General features: G+C 69.0%; 15 protein-coding genes. 3 read left to right on the top strand and 12 right to left on the bottom strand.

Translation table 11 applies throughout. The features are described from left to right. Positions 1–260: 260 nt before the first annotated feature. The 6 genes from D9V36_RS06030 to D9V36_RS42995 all read right to left on the bottom strand — a co-directional run bounded on the left by D9V36_RS06030 (position 261) and on the right by D9V36_RS42995 (position 6,512). A complete protein-coding gene (locus D9V36_RS06030) occupies positions 261–1,487 on the bottom strand; it encodes an NAD(P)-binding domain-containing protein (protein ID WP_129292860.1) in 1,227 nt (408 codons plus the stop codon). Between the two features lie 163 nt (positions 1,488–1,650). Then, positions 1,651–2,856 carry an LLM class flavin-dependent oxidoreductase gene (locus D9V36_RS06025; protein WP_129292859.1) on the bottom strand — a complete coding sequence of 402 codons (1,206 nt, stop codon included), beginning with the start codon at positions 2,854–2,856 and terminating at the stop codon, positions 1,651–1,653. A 1-nt stretch (position 2,857) separates the two neighbouring features. After that, positions 2,858–3,907, bottom strand: coding sequence for an ABC transporter substrate-binding protein (locus tag D9V36_RS06020; RefSeq protein WP_129292858.1), 1,050 nt, complete (start codon positions 3,905–3,907; stop codon positions 2,858–2,860). A gap of 277 nt (positions 3,908–4,184) precedes the next feature. After that, positions 4,185–5,099, bottom strand: coding sequence for an ABC transporter ATP-binding protein (locus D9V36_RS06015; RefSeq protein WP_129292857.1), 915 nt, complete (start codon positions 5,097–5,099; stop codon positions 4,185–4,187). Next, positions 5,072–5,998 (bottom strand): ABC transporter permease, encoded by a 927-nt coding sequence (locus tag D9V36_RS06010; RefSeq protein WP_241720723.1) that lies wholly within the window; start codon positions 5,996–5,998, stop codon positions 5,072–5,074. Before D9V36_RS06010 ends, D9V36_RS06015 begins: the two co-directional genes overlap by 28 nt. Positions 5,999–6,422: 424 nt before the next feature. Beyond that, entirely contained in the window at positions 6,423–6,512 is a 90-nt protein-coding gene (locus tag D9V36_RS42995) for a putative leader peptide (protein WP_361135822.1), read from the bottom strand. Between the two features lie 144 nt (positions 6,513–6,656). Here D9V36_RS42995 and D9V36_RS06005 point away from each other — a divergent pair, with 144 nt between their 5' ends. Beyond that, positions 6,657–7,079 carry a secondary thiamine-phosphate synthase enzyme YjbQ gene (locus tag D9V36_RS06005; RefSeq protein ID WP_129292856.1) on the top strand — a complete coding sequence of 141 codons (423 nt, stop codon included), beginning with the start codon at positions 6,657–6,659 and terminating at the stop codon, positions 7,077–7,079. Positions 7,080–7,886: 807 nt separating this feature from the next. Here D9V36_RS06005 and D9V36_RS06000 read toward each other — a convergent pair. After that, the gene (locus tag D9V36_RS06000) at positions 7,887–8,342 is read right to left on the bottom strand and encodes a hypothetical protein (protein ID WP_431357744.1); all 456 of its coding nucleotides are present in this window, start codon (positions 8,340–8,342) and stop codon (positions 7,887–7,889) included. Then, entirely contained in the window at positions 8,332–8,865 is a 534-nt protein-coding gene (locus D9V36_RS05995) for a DUF1648 domain-containing protein (protein ID WP_129292855.1), read from the bottom strand. Before D9V36_RS05995 ends, D9V36_RS06000 begins: the two co-directional genes overlap by 11 nt. A 196-nt stretch (positions 8,866–9,061) precedes the next feature. Here D9V36_RS05995 and D9V36_RS05990 point away from each other — a divergent pair, with 196 nt between their 5' ends. Beyond that, positions 9,062–9,370, top strand: coding sequence for a hypothetical protein (locus D9V36_RS05990; protein ID WP_129292854.1), 309 nt, complete (start codon positions 9,062–9,064; stop codon positions 9,368–9,370). Between the two features lie 2 nt (positions 9,371–9,372). Continuing rightward, a complete protein-coding gene (locus D9V36_RS05985; protein ID WP_129292853.1) occupies positions 9,373–9,993 on the top strand; it encodes a hypothetical protein in 621 nt (206 codons plus the stop codon). Positions 9,994–10,126: 133 nt separating this feature from the next. Here the strand turns inward: D9V36_RS05985 and D9V36_RS05980 are convergent, their stop codons facing one another. From D9V36_RS05980 to D9V36_RS05965, 4 genes are all read right to left on the bottom strand, one after another. Further along, positions 10,127–11,131: an ornithine cyclodeaminase family protein gene (locus D9V36_RS05980; RefSeq protein WP_129292852.1), complete on the bottom strand. Its 1,005-nt coding sequence runs from the start codon at positions 11,129–11,131 to the stop codon at positions 10,127–10,129. Between the two features lie 5 nt (positions 11,132–11,136). Next, positions 11,137–11,832, bottom strand: a complete 696-nt coding sequence (locus D9V36_RS05975) for a hypothetical protein (RefSeq protein ID WP_241720722.1) — start codon at positions 11,830–11,832, stop codon at positions 11,137–11,139. 76 nt (positions 11,833–11,908) lie between these two features. After that, positions 11,909–13,045 (bottom strand): aminotransferase class IV, encoded by a 1,137-nt coding sequence (locus D9V36_RS05970; protein ID WP_129292851.1) that lies wholly within the window; start codon positions 13,043–13,045, stop codon positions 11,909–11,911. Further along, entirely contained in the window at positions 13,042–14,466 is a 1,425-nt protein-coding gene (locus D9V36_RS05965) for a phenylacetate--CoA ligase family protein (protein ID WP_129292850.1), read from the bottom strand. The genes D9V36_RS05970 and D9V36_RS05965 overlap by 4 nt, the downstream gene beginning before the upstream one ends. Between the last annotated feature and the right edge of the window lie 196 nt (positions 14,467–14,662).

Genomic DNA, 14,662 nt, shown 5'->3' with positions numbered 1-14,662 from the left:
ACTCAACTCTCCGGCCCAGCAGGGGGTTTGGGCCGGGGGTGCGGTAACGGTCTGCAGCCCGCCGCTCGCGCCCCGTTATCTTCGCCCGTTGCTACGAGTCAATTGAAGCCCTTCCCTTTTCGATCCTGTGCACCGGCGAACAGGTGCACATGGGGCGTCAGTTCGTCTGACGGTGAGAGGGGAGTGACCCATGGGGAGGGTGGTCGTGGTGTTGTGCCGCCCGGCCGCCTGCCCGGCTCAACTGCCCATCCGGCCTCGCCCTATGAGGCGAGGCCGCCGGCGACGCCCGTCTCCGCAGGGGCGGATCGTGGTCGTGGGAGAGCCCGGGGCCGAGGAGGCGTGCCGAGCAGCCGACGGAGGTCGCCGACCGCGGCACGTCCCGCGCGGTTGGCGCCGATGGTGCTCGCCGACGGCCCGTAGCCGACGAGATGGATCCGCGGATCGCGCAGTGTGCGGGTGCCGTCCATCCGGATGCCGCCGCCCGGTTCGCGCAGGTGCAGCGGGGCGAGATGGTCGAGGGCGGCACGAAAGCCCGTGGCGTAAAGGATCACATCGGCCTCGACCGTACGACCGTCGCGCCATCGCACGCCCGTGGACGTGACGCGCTCGAAGAGCGGCAGCCGTTCCAGTACGCCGCTCTCCCTGGCCTGCCGGATGGCCTCGGTCATCGGGAGCCCGGTCACGCTCACCACGCTCCGCGGCGGCAGCCCCTGCCGGACCCGCTCCTCCACCAGGGCGACCGCGGTCCGGCCCTGCTCCGCACCGAACGGCCCCTCGCGGAACACCGGCGGCCGGCGGGTCACCCAGGTCGTGGCGGCCGCGATCGGCGCGATCTCCATCAGCTGCTGCACGGCAGAGGTCCCGCCGCCCACGACCACGACCCGCATGTCACGGAAGCCTTCCGGCCCGTTGTAGGCAGAGCTGTGCAGCTGACGGCCGCCGAACGTCTCCTGCCCGGGAAACCGCGGCCAGAACGGCCGGTCCCAGGTCCCGGTCGCATTGATCAGCGCCCGCGCCGCATAGTCCCCCTCCGACGTTTCGACCAGCAGCCGCCTTCCCTCGACATCCCCGACGGGCTCGGCCCAGCGGGTCCCACCGGCCTCGCGCACCGCCGTCACGCTCACCGGCCGGTGCACCCGCAGCCCGAAGGTCTGCTCGTACCGGTCGAAATACGCGCCGATCACCTCGGACGACGGGCGGCGCGGATCGGCGCCGGTCAGCTCCATGCCCGGCAGCGCATGCATCCCGTGCACCTTTGCGTAGGTCAGCGTGGGCCACCGGAACTGCCAGGCACCCCCGGGGCGCGGCGAGTGATCGAGCACGACGAAGTCCCGGTCCGGCGCATAGCCGGCCCGTCGCAGATGGTAGGCGGCGGCCAGCCCGGCCTGTCCGGCACCGACCACCACGACGTCGACATCGGCCGTGACATCGGCCGTGACATCGGCCTCGGCGTCGGCATCGACCCCACGCACCCCGGTGTAGTTCATGTTTCACCTAACGGGGCGAGGGGCGGTTGTCTTCCCGCGAGGTGAGGGTGACTCCCGCGAGGCGCAGACCGTTTCCCCTCACGGCCACGACGGCTCATGCCCTACGCCCACGCCCTACGCCCACGCCCTACGCCCACGCCCTACGCCCCACGGGGAGACAACCTCAGCGACCGCCCGCGATCAGCAGCGGCGCACCGCCCGGCGCGGAGGCCGGCCGGCCGTTGGCCGCCGGGACGCCGTCCAGCGGAGCGGGCCCCGCCTCCAGCAGCCCCCGGGCGGCCAGCTCCGGCCGTACGCCCTCCCCGAACCAGTACGCCTCCTCCAGGTGCGGATAGCCGGAGAGCACAAAGTGCTCGATGCCCAGGGAGTGGTACTCCTCGATCCGGTCGGCCACCTCGGCATGGCTGCCGACCAGCGCGGTGCCCGCACCTCCCCGCACCAATCCGACCCCCGCCCACAGATTGGGCGAGATCTCCAGCTTGTCGCGCGAGCCGCCGTGCAGCGCCAGCATCCGCTGCTGACCCACCGACTCGCTCTTGCCCAGTGCTTGTTGCGCGGCCGCGACCGTCGCCGGATCGAGATCGTCGAGCAGCCGGTCGGCGGTCGCCCAGGCCTCCTTGGACGAGTCCCGGGAGATGGTGTGCAGCCGGATGCCGAAACGGACCGTACGCCCCTCCTTCTCCGCCAGCCCGCGGATCCAGTCGATCTTCTGCCTGACCTCCTCGGGCGGCTCACCCCAGGTGAGGTACACATCCACGTTCCGGGCGGCGACCGGCCCGGCGGCAGCGGACGAACCGCCGAAGAAGATCTGCGGCAGTGGGTCCGGCGGCAGCGCCGTCAGACCGCCCTCGACCTGATAGTGCTCGCCCGTGAAGTCGAACGGCGCGCCGCCCCACACCCCGCGCACGATCTGCAGGAACTCATCCGTACGGGCATAGCGCCGGTCATGGTCGAGATGATCGCCGAACCTCCTCTGCTCGGTCGAATCGCCCCCGGTCACCACATTCAGCAGCAGCCGACCGCGCGAGATCCGCTGATAGGTAGCGGCCATCTGCGCCGCCAGCACCGGCGAGATCACCCCCGGCCGGAACGCGACCAGGAACTTCAGCCGCTCGGTGACCTGGGTGAGCGCCACCGTCGTCAGCCAGGCGTCCTCGCACCACGTGCCGGTCGGCGTGAGCACCGCCTCGAACCCCAACTGCTCGGCAGCCTTGGCGATCTGCGCCAGATATTCGATGTCCGGGGCCCGTACCCCGCTGACCGGGGTGATGCGATCACGCCGGATGCCGCCGTCGGTATAGGCATGACGGTCGACGAGGGTTCGCCCGTCGCCGCCGGTCGGCAGGAACCAATGCAGGTGTACGGACATCTCACTGAGCCTTTCCATAGGTACGCGGCGCCGTGCCCGAAGGCGGCAGGTCACCGTTGAAACGGGGATCGACGAAGTCCCCGAAGCGGAACGAGCGGGGGATCAGCTTCACCGCCGCGAACGAGTCGACGATCTGCTGCTCGGAGGCGATGGCGTCCTTGTCCACGGCGACCGCGACCGCCGTACCCCGGGTGCGCTTGACCGCGTCCAGCGCCACCTTGTCCGGCAGCCCGGTCTCCTTCGCCCAGGCCTTCGCCCAGACGCCGGGGTGCTTGAACACCCAGTTCTGCGCCCGCCGCAACCGGTTCGTGTAGTCCTTCAGCGCGGCCGCCTTCTTCTTGTCGTCCAGGGCGGCAGGCGCGGCAACCTGGAAACTCAGCCCGTTGACGACCCCTTGCCCGGTGGTCAGCACCCGGGCATCGGCTTGAGCCAGGGCCTGCGAGGTATACGGGTCCCACACCGCCCAGGCGTCCACCTTCCCGCGGGTGAACGCGGCGAGCGCATCGGCCGGCTGCAGATAGTTGAGCGTGACGTCCTTCGGCGTCAGCCCGGCCTTCTTCAGCGAGGCGATGAGCTGGTAGTGCGCCGAACTGCCCTGGGCCACGGCGATCGACTTGCCCTTCAGCTGCGCCGGCCGCTTGAGCGGGGAGCCCTTCTTCACCAGGATCGCCTCGCCGTCCGACCTGCTGTGCGTCCCGGCGATCACCTTGATCTTCGACTTCGCGGCGGCGGCGAACACCGGCGGGGTGTTGCCGACCCCGCCCACATCGACCGCCCCCGCGTTGATCGCCTCCAGCAGCGGCGGCCCCGAGGTGAAGGTCGACCACTTGATCTTGTACGGAAGGTCGTCCAATTCGCCGGCGGCCCGCAGCAACGCCTCCGAACCGCCCTTCTGGTCACCGACGTTGAGGGTCAGCGACCCCTTTCCGTCGGTCCCGCTGCCGATCCCCCCACCGGACCCCTGGGCCCCCGACGCGCCATCGCAGGCAGCCAGCAGCAGGGTGAGCGGGAGCAGCAGGGCGGCGGCCGGGGCGATAGGTCGTGCTCTCATGGGGCGTCCGTTTCCTTCGGGGGAGGTGGGGCGGGGTGGGGCGGGATTGGGTGCGCTGGGCCGGGATGGATGAGGGGAGCGAGTGGTGCGGGGGAGGCGTCGGGCGTCGGGTGTTGGGCTGCGGACATCGGGCGCCGGGCGCCGGGCGGCGGACATGGGGCATCGGGAGGCGGGCCTCGGACATAGGGGCGTGGGCATCGGGGAGGCGGGGGCGGCTGAGGACCAGCGACTGTGCAGCTACGACGACTGGTTGCCGGCCGTCCCCTCCGTGGCAGGGTCAGGCGGCAGTTGGGGAGACCTCGGCCGTGCGGGAGCGGACCTCCTCCGAATCGCCCCCGACACCGCCGGAAGCTTCACCCCCCTCCGCGCTTGCAGTTCCCTCTTCTCCCTTCCCTCCCCCTTCTCCTTCCTCTCCCTCCGCGCCGTCCTCGTCCTCCACACCCAGGCGGTCGAGCAACCGGGCGCGCAACGCACCGAAGCGTGGATCGGAAAGAGTGCGGGGCCGCGGCAGATCCACCGTGGTCTCGTACGCGATCCGGCCGTCCTCCATCACCAGCGCCCGGTCCGCGAGCAGCAGGGCCTCCTCCACGTCATGGGTCACCAGCAGCACCGCGCATCCGCGCTCCTGCCACAGCTCGGCCACCAGACGCTGGGCCTTGATCCGGGTCAGTGCGTCGAGGGCGCCGAACGGCTCGTCGAGCAGCAGCAGGTCCGGCTCTCGCACCAGTGCACGGGCGAGCGACGCACGCTGGGCCTCACCGCCGGAGAGCGTCTTGGGCCAGGCGTCCGCCCGATGGGCGAGTCCGACCTCCTCCAACGCCCGTACGGCGAGATCGCGTTCCGGGCGACCCGGCAGCCCCAGCAGCACATTCCGCCAGACCCGCTTCCAGGGCATCAGCCGCGGCGCCTGGAACGCCACGGCCTTGCGGCGCGGCACCAGCACCTCGCCGTCGATTTCCTGATCGAGCCCGGCCAGCACCTTCAGCAAGGTCGACTTACCGCAACCACTGCGCCCGAGCAACGCCACGAACTCGCCCGGCTGAAGGGACAGGTCAAGACCGTCGATAACGGCCTGTCCGCCGAACGACCGCGCCAATCCGCCGACCCGTACGGCGGAACCGGCGAGCCCGGCATGCGTGACCTGCCGTCCCCGCTCGGTATCGGTCACTGTCCCGTGAATGTCGGTCGCCATTGCAGCAGCAGCCTTTCGAAGGTACGGACGAGGAAGTCGGCAATGAGCCCGAGAATCGCGTAGACCACGAGGCACACCACGATCACGTCGGTGCGGAAGAATTCCCTGGCCTGGTTCATCAGAAATCCGAGGCCGTCGTCGGCGTTGACCTGCTCACCGAAGACCAGCGCGAGCCACGCGGTGGCCAGCGAATAGCGCAGCCCGGTCATGACACCAGGAAGCGCGCCGGGCAGTACGACATGCCGGATGAGGCCCCATCGACTCAGTCCGAGAGACTGCCCCGCCTCCACCAACTGGGCATCGACGCCACGGATTCCGGCATAAACATTCAGATACAGGTGGAACGCCACGCCCAGCGAGATCAACGCAATCTTGGGTGCCTCCCCGATGCCCAGCCAGATGATGAACAGCGGAATCACGCCCACCCAGGGAATGGAACGCAGCATCTGCACGGTCGCGTCGACAAGATCCTCACCGAGCCGAGAAAGCCCCGACACAAGCGCCAGCGCCACACCGGTCACACCACCCAGCAACAGTCCGATCGCGACCCGTTGAAGGGAAATCAGCATCGCGGACGGCAGAGTTCCGTCCGAGACCAGGTCTCCGGCGGTCGCGGCGATGGTCCCGGGCGACGCCAGGATCTGGGCTTCCAGGACACCGCTCGCACTGAGCACCTGCCACAGCACCAACAGCGCGACCGGCCCCACCGTACGGCGCAGCCACCGCGGCACCGACCACCGGCGACCGGAAACCGGATCGACGCGCACCAACTCGGGCCCATCGGACCCGCCCTCGGAATTCAGCCCCGCCTCCACCCCCTTGACCGGCGATGACGACGCTGCTGCTTCAGCGGATATATCGGGCGGTGCGTGGCGCGCCACGGCCTGATCGACACTCATCAATACTCCACGAGGAGAGGGGAGGGAAAGCGCAGGGAAGGGAGACAGAGGCGGAGGGGGAGACGGAGGCGAAGGGAGGAGAGGGAGACGAACTGGGCGGCAAGGAAAGAAAGCCGCACGCCGACTGCGAGGCGAAACTCAGAGTCCAGCCGGCGGCAAAAGCAAGAGCACCGCCGTCACCACCGTCGAAAATCACTGCCGAAACAACCACGCGCCGGACCGGCGGCCAGCATCAACGCAAACGATCCGAAGCAGCGGAATTACTCAAAACCGCCACGCACAGCCACATCGAGCCGAGTGCCGACCGCAAAGAGCCGTGAAGCACGAAACCTGAAAAGCCCTCAACAGCGCCCTGAACCACAGCAACGGCAACCACAACCACAACCGCAATGACAACGGCAGCGAAAGCGGCAACGCAAAGGCATCAACAACAGCCGCCGCGGTGACACGCGGCAGAGGCCACCCGCAGCAGGTCGATATGACCGCGCGTGGTGAGCAGGGCTGATGTAGGCATGCCGCTGAACGTAGCGGTGCGCCGCGAGAGGGGTCAAACGTCATCTCGGCTCGTGGACCATTGTTGCCGGAGTATTGAGGCAGCATTGCGGAAGAGGCCCGGGGGGTGCGGACCTGGGCAGGCCGTCCGTACCAAAATGAACCCATGAGCACCGCATTCACCACCCGCATCCTCGACGTCACCACAGGCTCGTCGGAGACCGTCGCCGACCTCACCGCCGACTGTGCAGCTTTCCTCCGAGAGACGGCAGACGGCCGCGACGGCCTGCTGAACATCTTCGTTCCGCACGCCACCGCCGGCATCGCCGTCCTGGAAACCGGCGCAGGCAGCGACGAAGACCTCTTGGCAGCCCTGCACGACCTCCTCCCGGCCGACAACCGCTGGCGCCACCGCCACGGCACCCCCGGCCACGGCCGCGACCACGTCCTGCCCGCCCTCGTCCCACCCCACGCCACCCTCCCGGTCGTGGCGGGCAGGATGACACTCGGCACCTGGCAGTCCGTCTGCTTGGTGGACACCAACATCGACAACCCTAACCGCCAGGTGCGGCTGAGCTTCCTGGGCTGACCAAGATCGTCCCGGGCCGGTGAACTCCAGCCCCCAGGTTCTACGGCTTCGCTGTAGAACCTGGGGGTACCCGTGCCCCGCCTTTCATTGACCAAAGGCCACTCGGCGGCCGGGGTGCTCGCCTACCGCGAACCGGTAGGAGGGATTCTTGAAGCAGTACCAGTACGGCCAGCTTCCTCCCCGCCCGAGCCGAGGCTCATGGGGTGCGGATGCTCGCCCTGACACACGGGCCAGGCGTGGCCGTTCCTCATCTCCTGAAGGTTCTCAAGGACCGCCGCCTGGGTGTGAAAGGCGAGAGACTTCACCGCCGCACCAGGCTCAGGGTCCGTAACGAGCCCAGGATCGATTTCCAGAGTTCCGAGGTGGGCGTAGACAGTGCTGGGCGCGAGGCCGCAGATGCGCAGGTCGTGGTCGACGGGACCAAAGATCTCCTTGGGCTCGGGCACTGGCTCCTGTGACGGCGTAACTCCCTGCCTCTCGCTAAGAGTTCGAACTCGGGGAGCACGAAGCGTTAATGCCGCTTCCTGGATGACGGACGGGATTTCCAGGTCCACAGGAGCGAAAATCCCCCCGCGCCTGTTGACGGAGGCCTTCGCGCCGAATTTCACACGGCACATGGGGAATTGTCGCCAGCGGGAGCCGGGCACCACAGGCGGCACCCGTCTTTCCAGCTTTGCTGAAGCGCGCCCAGTGGTCTAGGCGTAGTCGACGAAGCGCGCAGTCAACCGCGACAGCCACACCGGAAACGGTCCGCCTCTTGCGGTACGGAGAAGCACCGAACAGGCGGACTTGGCGTCAGATGGGGCCTCAACGTCGGGCGTGGCGGATCTTCGGCCATCCGAACTCCATGGCTCCGGAGAACCGTAGTTCACCGGGGCGGGAGCGCCGCCGGGGCTTGTAGAGCGTGTCCTTCCATTCGGTATGCAGATCCTCGAGGTCGACGATCGCATCGCGCGGCACGGTGATCTTCGCCTTGCCGGAACCGAGTTGCAATTCTATGTGGACCACCGGATGCTCGATGACCGCCCGGGAAAGGTCCAGGTGCACCCTGCCAAATGCGGACGTGGCCTTGAGAGTCCGAGGTACCCGCCATGCACCGCGCCGCTGGATCCTTCCGGACTCCGCGGGAATTGTGGATGTGGTGCCCGCGTTCTCCTCTGGGAGCGCGGTCGGGGCTGCCTCACTCTGGTGCCGTGCCGACGAGAACTCATCAAGGTCCGCGGTAGTCACAACATCCCGTTTGCTCGGAAGCTCAGTGTGCAGGTACTCGGCGGTTGTGAATGGCGGACGCCACCGTGAGAGCGGTCCCGGCGAGGATCGGCGTGATCATGGCGGTGAACATCCAGCCGGATACCTCTCGCTCTGGCGCCGAACGCCACAGGACCGCGCATCCGACCAGGAGCGACAGGCCTACGCAGACGTTGAGTGCCAACAGCGCCCGGGCGGTGGAGAGGGCGGCGGCGCGTGTACGAGGCCGGTTGAGCGACGCCCTCACCAGTCCGTTGCCGAAGGGCGCAGTGCTGTCGGGGAGTTCGGAGCTTGGAGTGATCCGCAGTGTCAGCTCCGCGCTGGCGGTCAGCAGAACAGTTATGCCGATGTGCATGAAGACGAGCGCGAAGGCGCTACCGATGGACCGGTTCGTCCACGCGTCCACTCCGTCGGTGCCGATGTGCTGCGGTATCCGGCTCGGCAGGTGCGGGTAGCGGAGGATGCCCCAGACGGCCAGTGCGGTCAGGAGCGCAGCGTTGGGGAGGAGCCACAGGCGTACGGGAGATGACAAGACCATGTAGTCGATTTTCCGGCGAACACGCAGGGGTGGGTAGTGTTTTACGGCGGTGGCCGGTCGGAGCGCGGCGGCGTCCAGGCAGCTGTCCAGCGCCCTGCTGTCTCTGGGGGAAAGCGGCCAATGGCGCTCTCACCAACGCAGGCGGCCAGATGGCCGCCGACGGTGTCGATATCCCCTTTCACCTGGGCGGCAAGACATGCGACAGCGTCCTCCCCGACCTGAGATCACCAGTGCCTGCGGCGGAGCTGCGGGCGGCGCGTCAGTGCACGGCGGCGAGACCCGGTACAAGTACGGCGGAGGGGGACGCCATCGTGTCCTCGACACCGGCCCGACCTTCGGCCCAGGGCGACAGGCCGCCGCCGGCGGCGGCACGGTATACGGAGACGCCAATGCCAAGGAGAACGACATCACCGCCAAGCCTCAACACCCGACGAGCCCCTTCGACGGGCCTGACTCCGCGCTGACCAGCCCGAACGGCGCCTATGACACACCAGGGGAAGCGTAGACATGTGGCGGGTCAGGAACAGCATCCGCAAACTTCGAGAAGATCCGGAGTGGCATCACTACCGGAAACGAGAATCCCGTGACTGGGTCCGCGCTTTCGGAATTCCCGGCTACCCCTTCGGCACATTGCGGAATCATGCCCTGCACGTATTCGAAGGGCAGGTCCGCGGATACCGCACGACGCTGTTTCAACTGGCCGGCGTGCGCATAGGCGGTCGCTACGTCACCGATGTCCACAGGTACTCGGTAGCGGTGCTTACCCTGCCGGGTAACCTCCCCGGCACAGCGGTCTCCGTTGCCGGCCTGGTCCGGGGGCTGCACACTGAGCCCTTTCCCCCTGGCGCGGGAAGCCCCGTCCACCTGCCTGCCGGCCGCAAACCCCGTATGAGCAAGTGCTCCGTCGACCCGGCTTTCGCCGACCTTGTCATCACCGAACGGGTGGTCCGCATGACCGCAGAAGCCAAAATGGGTTGGCGGCTGCACGGGAACCATATGATCGGGTGGATCAAAGAGATGAAGCCCTACGAAAGAATCATTGCCCTCGCAGAGACTATGGCTGACATACTCGCCGAGTTCCCGGCGTCGGCAGCAACTTGGGACACCGGCCACCGCCGCCCCGCCTGACAGCCCGGTCTCCGCTCGAGCCGTGGCAACGAGGTCGCGTACGGTCACCGGCACACCGATGCGCCGCCCTACCTCGTGGGGGAGGGGGCAGCGCACCGGATGCAAAGAGGGTGATGAGGGGAGCCCGGGAGTGTTACCTCCCGGCCAGCGCGCTCCGTACGACGGCCACCGCTGCGGCCACGTCCTGTGCGGCCAGGCCCAACGACAGGTAGGCGGTGATCTCGTTGCCGCCGGTGCGGCCAGGGACCGTGCCGCCCAGTACTGCACCGAGTTCGCCGCGGGGGTGGTGGGCGGGATCGAGCAGTCCTTCCTTGCCGGGTTCGAGCAGTTCGGATGCCTCGGCCATGGCTGCCGCGTGCTCGTCCAGGAAGACGGCAGCGGCGGCGACCAGCTCGGATGACAGCTCGCGTGCACCCGGCTGGCAGGCGCCCACCGCATTGATGTGGGTACCTTCGTCCACCGCGGTCGGTTCCAGGAAGGGCTTGGAGGAAGCGGTGGTGGTGCAGATGACCTGCGCCCCACGTGTGGCTTCGTGGAGCGAGGCACACGGGACGGCCTCGACCCCGAAGGTGGTCCGGGCCCAGTGTGCGAGCGCGGCGGCCTTATCGGGGGTGCGGTTCCACACCGTGATCCGTTCGAAGGGCCGGACCGCCAGCTGCGGTGCCAGGTGTGCGTAGGCCTGGTCGCCCGCGCCGAGGACGGCGAGGACGCGGGCGTCGGGGGCGGCCAGGACGTCGGTGGCGACGGCGGAGACCGCGGCCGTGCGCAGCTCGGTGACGACGCTCGCGGGAAGGACGGCCAGGGGCAGCCCGGTGTCGGGGGAGAACACCGTGACCGTGCCCACGTGCGACGGCAGGCCGCGGCGGGGGTTCTCCTTGTTCACGACGACGGACTTGATGCCGAACCAGTGCTCCCCGGCGACCGGGACCTGGGCGGGCATGGAGCCGAAGAGGGCAGCTGGTGCGCCTGTCGGGGTTCCTGGGGCGGGGGCCCCGCGCAGCACGGTCCGTACGGGCTGGATGACCTCGCCCGCCGAGACGGCGGTCATGATCTCCCGCATGGCGGAGATCGCAGTGGCCGGCGGGAGATGCTCCCGGACCTGCTCTTCGGACAGCAGCGCCGGCACTTCGCTGTGCATCGGGCTCACCACCCGCGGCCGGCGGGCAGGCCCGTGGTCGCGGCCGGGCCGGTCAGCAGGTCGGCGCGGGTGAAGGCGGACCAGACCATCCGGATCGGGCGGGTCGGCGAGACGAAGTCCAGGTCGTGCAGCCGAGCCGCGGGCGCGGTGGTCAGCGCGAGCGGGACCTCCCCGGAAGCCACCGCGGCCGCCGCGGCACTGGTGGAGTCCACGAGCACCAGCTCGCTCACCTCGTAGGAGTCGGGAAGCAGTTCCTCCACCAGGAAGCGCGGGGCGGGGTGGGTGGCGATCCGTACCGGTGTCTTCCCCGGCGGACCGGCAACGGGTTCGGGCGTGGCCTCGGGCGTCCGTGCGGCGCGGGCTATGCCGTAGAACGGGGTGTCCTTGACGAAGACGGCCGCCAGCCGGAACTGCGGGTTCATATAGAAGCGGTCGATGTGCGCATACGCGTTGGCGACCACCGCGAGGTCGGCCTTGCCCGAGGACAGCAGGTCACTGGCCTCTTCATAGCGGCCGCACAGCCGCACCCGGGCAGATTCGTGGCCGTGGGAGAGCAGATGGCCGGCCAGGTACCGCGAAGCCTGTTCGCTGCTGGTGCCCGACGGGCCCAGGGACGCGATGGTCAGGGCGCCGGCGCGGGCGAGCCGGGAGAGAGCGGTGTCGGTAATGGCGTGTGGTGCTTCGGCGATCGTTGCAGACATGGGTCCCCCTGGAACCTTGAGGTGAAGGGTGTGGAAGCAGGCATCGGAAAGCGGGGTGGGCGTGGGCTCTACCGGATCACGGGCGGGTGCCGGTGCCCGGCCGGTCGGAGCGGAAGACGACCGGATGGTTGAGGTGACGGTAGGCCGGCAACTGCCCCGACGCCGCTCGGTGGTGGAGCTCCTGGGCGAGCCGGGTCACCGGGCCGGGGACGCCGTCACCGACCGGGCGGCCATCGATGGTGACCACCGGCACGACCTGGCACCCCGTCCCGGTGAGGAATACCTCGTCCGCCATGTGCAGCTCGGAGCGCAGCACGGTGCGTTCGGCGGTCGGGAGACCGCCCTCGGACGCCAGCAGGCCGATGACGGCGGCGCGGGTGAGGCCGGGGAGGATGTCGGCGCCCAGATGCGGGGTGGCGACCTGGCCGTCGCGGACCACGAAGATGTTCGCGGTGCTCGCCTCGGCCACCTCGCCGCGCTGGTTCAGCATGATGGCATCGTCGTAGCCCGCTGCCGAAGCCTCGTCCACGGCCAGTGCGTTGTTGGCGTAGCCGCCGGTCACCTTGGCGTTCACGGGGAGCGAGCTGTCCGGAATCCGCCGCCAGGAGGACACCCCGCAGGTGATCCCGTCGCGGGAGACATAGGCGCCCATCGGCATCGCCATGATGGTCAGCGCCGTCGAGACACCGCTGAGCCGCACTCCGAAGGGCGTGCCGGGCTGCAGCGCGAGTTTGTGCACGACGGGCCTGATGTAGGCATGGCCGGTCAGCTCGTTGCGGCGCAGCAACTCGGCGGTGATGTCGACGAGTTCCGATACGGAGTGGGGAAGGTCCAGACGCATGAGGCGGCACGAACGGTGCAGCCGCGCATAGTGTTCCGCGGCCTGGAAGAGGTAGGTGCCGGCAGCGGCTCGCGCGTCGCGGTCGTCGTCCGGGTCGGATGTTTGCGGGTCACTGCAGGGCGGAGCGGACGCCGTGCCGGGGTCGGGCACGGCGTAGGAACGGATGCCCTCGAACACCCCGGTGCCGTAGTGCAGGCCCTGGAGACCGGGGCCCATGTACAGGTCGCCGGCGCGGATGAACTCGCCTTGATGGAAGATCCAGGGGGACTTGGGCGGGACGGGCGTGGCGGCAGGGGGCTCCGGTGAGGGCGCGGCGCTGCCGTCCGCAGAGGTGGGGGCGCCGGTTGGCGGAGTGGGGGACGCCGTGGTCATCGGCCCGACCTCCCGCCGGCCATGCCGAGGGCGATCTGCCGCTCGGAGTCGAGCGAGGAGCGGCGGTCGTGCACCCGGGCCGCCTTCCAGCTCACCATGGCGCCGGTGGTCGTGATGCCGCCCAGCTCCCCGTAGGAGACGGTGAAGGGGCAGCCCCAGCGTTCCTGCGCCAGCCGCTTCAGCGCCTCGGTCCGGTCGGCGGTGAGAGTGGCGCCGTCGGCCGTGTGCAGCTGGATGGCGAGGGTGTCGGTGCCGTCGTCGGTCCGGTCGATCACCAGCTGGTAGTCCAGGACGCCCTCGGCGCGCGGCAGTAGTGAGTCCTCCAAGTCGTAGGCGGTGACCCGGTGTCCGTTGAGGTCGATCACGTCGCGGACGCGGCCCAGGGGCAGCAGGAATTCCGAGGGGTAGCCGGCTCCGGCGGCAGGTTCCAGGGCGACCAGGTCGCCGGTCCGGTAGCGGATCAGTGGCTTGCTGCCCTGGTAGAGGTGGGTGATGACCAGTTCGCCCTGGCGGCGTCCGTGCGCGTCCGCGGGCGCCGGCTGGGTGGTGACGGGGTCGATGACCTCGTACAGGACGTTCAGCGGCACCGTCCGCAGGCGTCCGTCGCCGTGCACGGCCCCGAGGATGGATGCCTCCTGTGAGGCGTACAGGCAGTTGTAGGCCGTCGCTCCCCATGCGCGGCCGATCATGTCCAGCAGGCCGGGGGTGGCCAGCTCGCCGGTGAGCATGAAGAAGCGGATGCCGAAGTCGCGACGGGGGTCGAGGCCGGCGGCGGTGGCCTGCTTGGCCAGGGACAGCGCGACGTTGGGGGCGCAGAAGACCGCGGTGACCTCGATCTCCCGCAGCACCTCCAGGGCCCGGGTGAAGCCGACCACCGGGGAATGGGGCCACATCTTGGCGTGGGCGTGCCCGAGGTTGCGGCTGACGTCCCCGAAGGTGTCACCGGTCGAGTGAAGCTCGTTGGGGCCCATGACACCCACCATGTGCCCGCTGCCGTGGGCCCGGAAGACATGGTCGTAACAGACCGTCAGTGCCGTGTTGTTGACGATGCTGTCGGTGTTGTCCCGGGGGCAGGGGGTGGAGCGGCCCGTGGTGCCGGTGGTCTCGTAGAACACCCAGGACCGGTCGAGCGGCTGCGACAGCATGGCGTGCAGCTGGGTGCGCAGGTCGTCCTTGGTGGTGAACGGGAGGTCGGTGAGGGACTCCCACGAGAGAGTGTCGAGGGAGGACTCGTCCAGGCCGGTCAAGTGATGGGCGTAGAACGGCGAGTTCTTGGTGACGTAGCGCAGGGTCGTGCGGAGCTGCTCCAGCTGATGGGCACGAAGTTCCTCGGGGGTCCAATCGCCCGAGTCGAAACGGCGGTGGTCGCGGAGGGTCCGGCGGGCGAACGCATCGGTCTCGTCGTCGAAAATGGTGAACACGACAGATAACTCCTGTGAGGGCATGTTGGTGCGACACGGCGCGGTGTGCTGCCGTGGGAAGGGGGAGAGGAGAGGTGGGGCGAGGGAAAGGGAATGTCGCGAAGTCGCGGACAAGGCGGATATCGCACTTGGCGGAAGGGCGTGCGTTGACGTCATTCCTGCAAGGGGACGGCGGCGGGGCAGGCGTCCGGGCCGG

Origin of the sequence: Streptomyces lydicus (genome assembly GCF_004125265.1) — a bacterium.
In the GTDB taxonomy this organism is placed as follows: domain Bacteria; phylum Actinomycetota; class Actinomycetes; order Streptomycetales; family Streptomycetaceae; genus Streptomyces; species Streptomyces lydicus_C.
The sequence above is the reverse complement of the archived record's forward strand: the minus strand, read 5'-3'. Positions and strand labels throughout refer to the sequence as shown.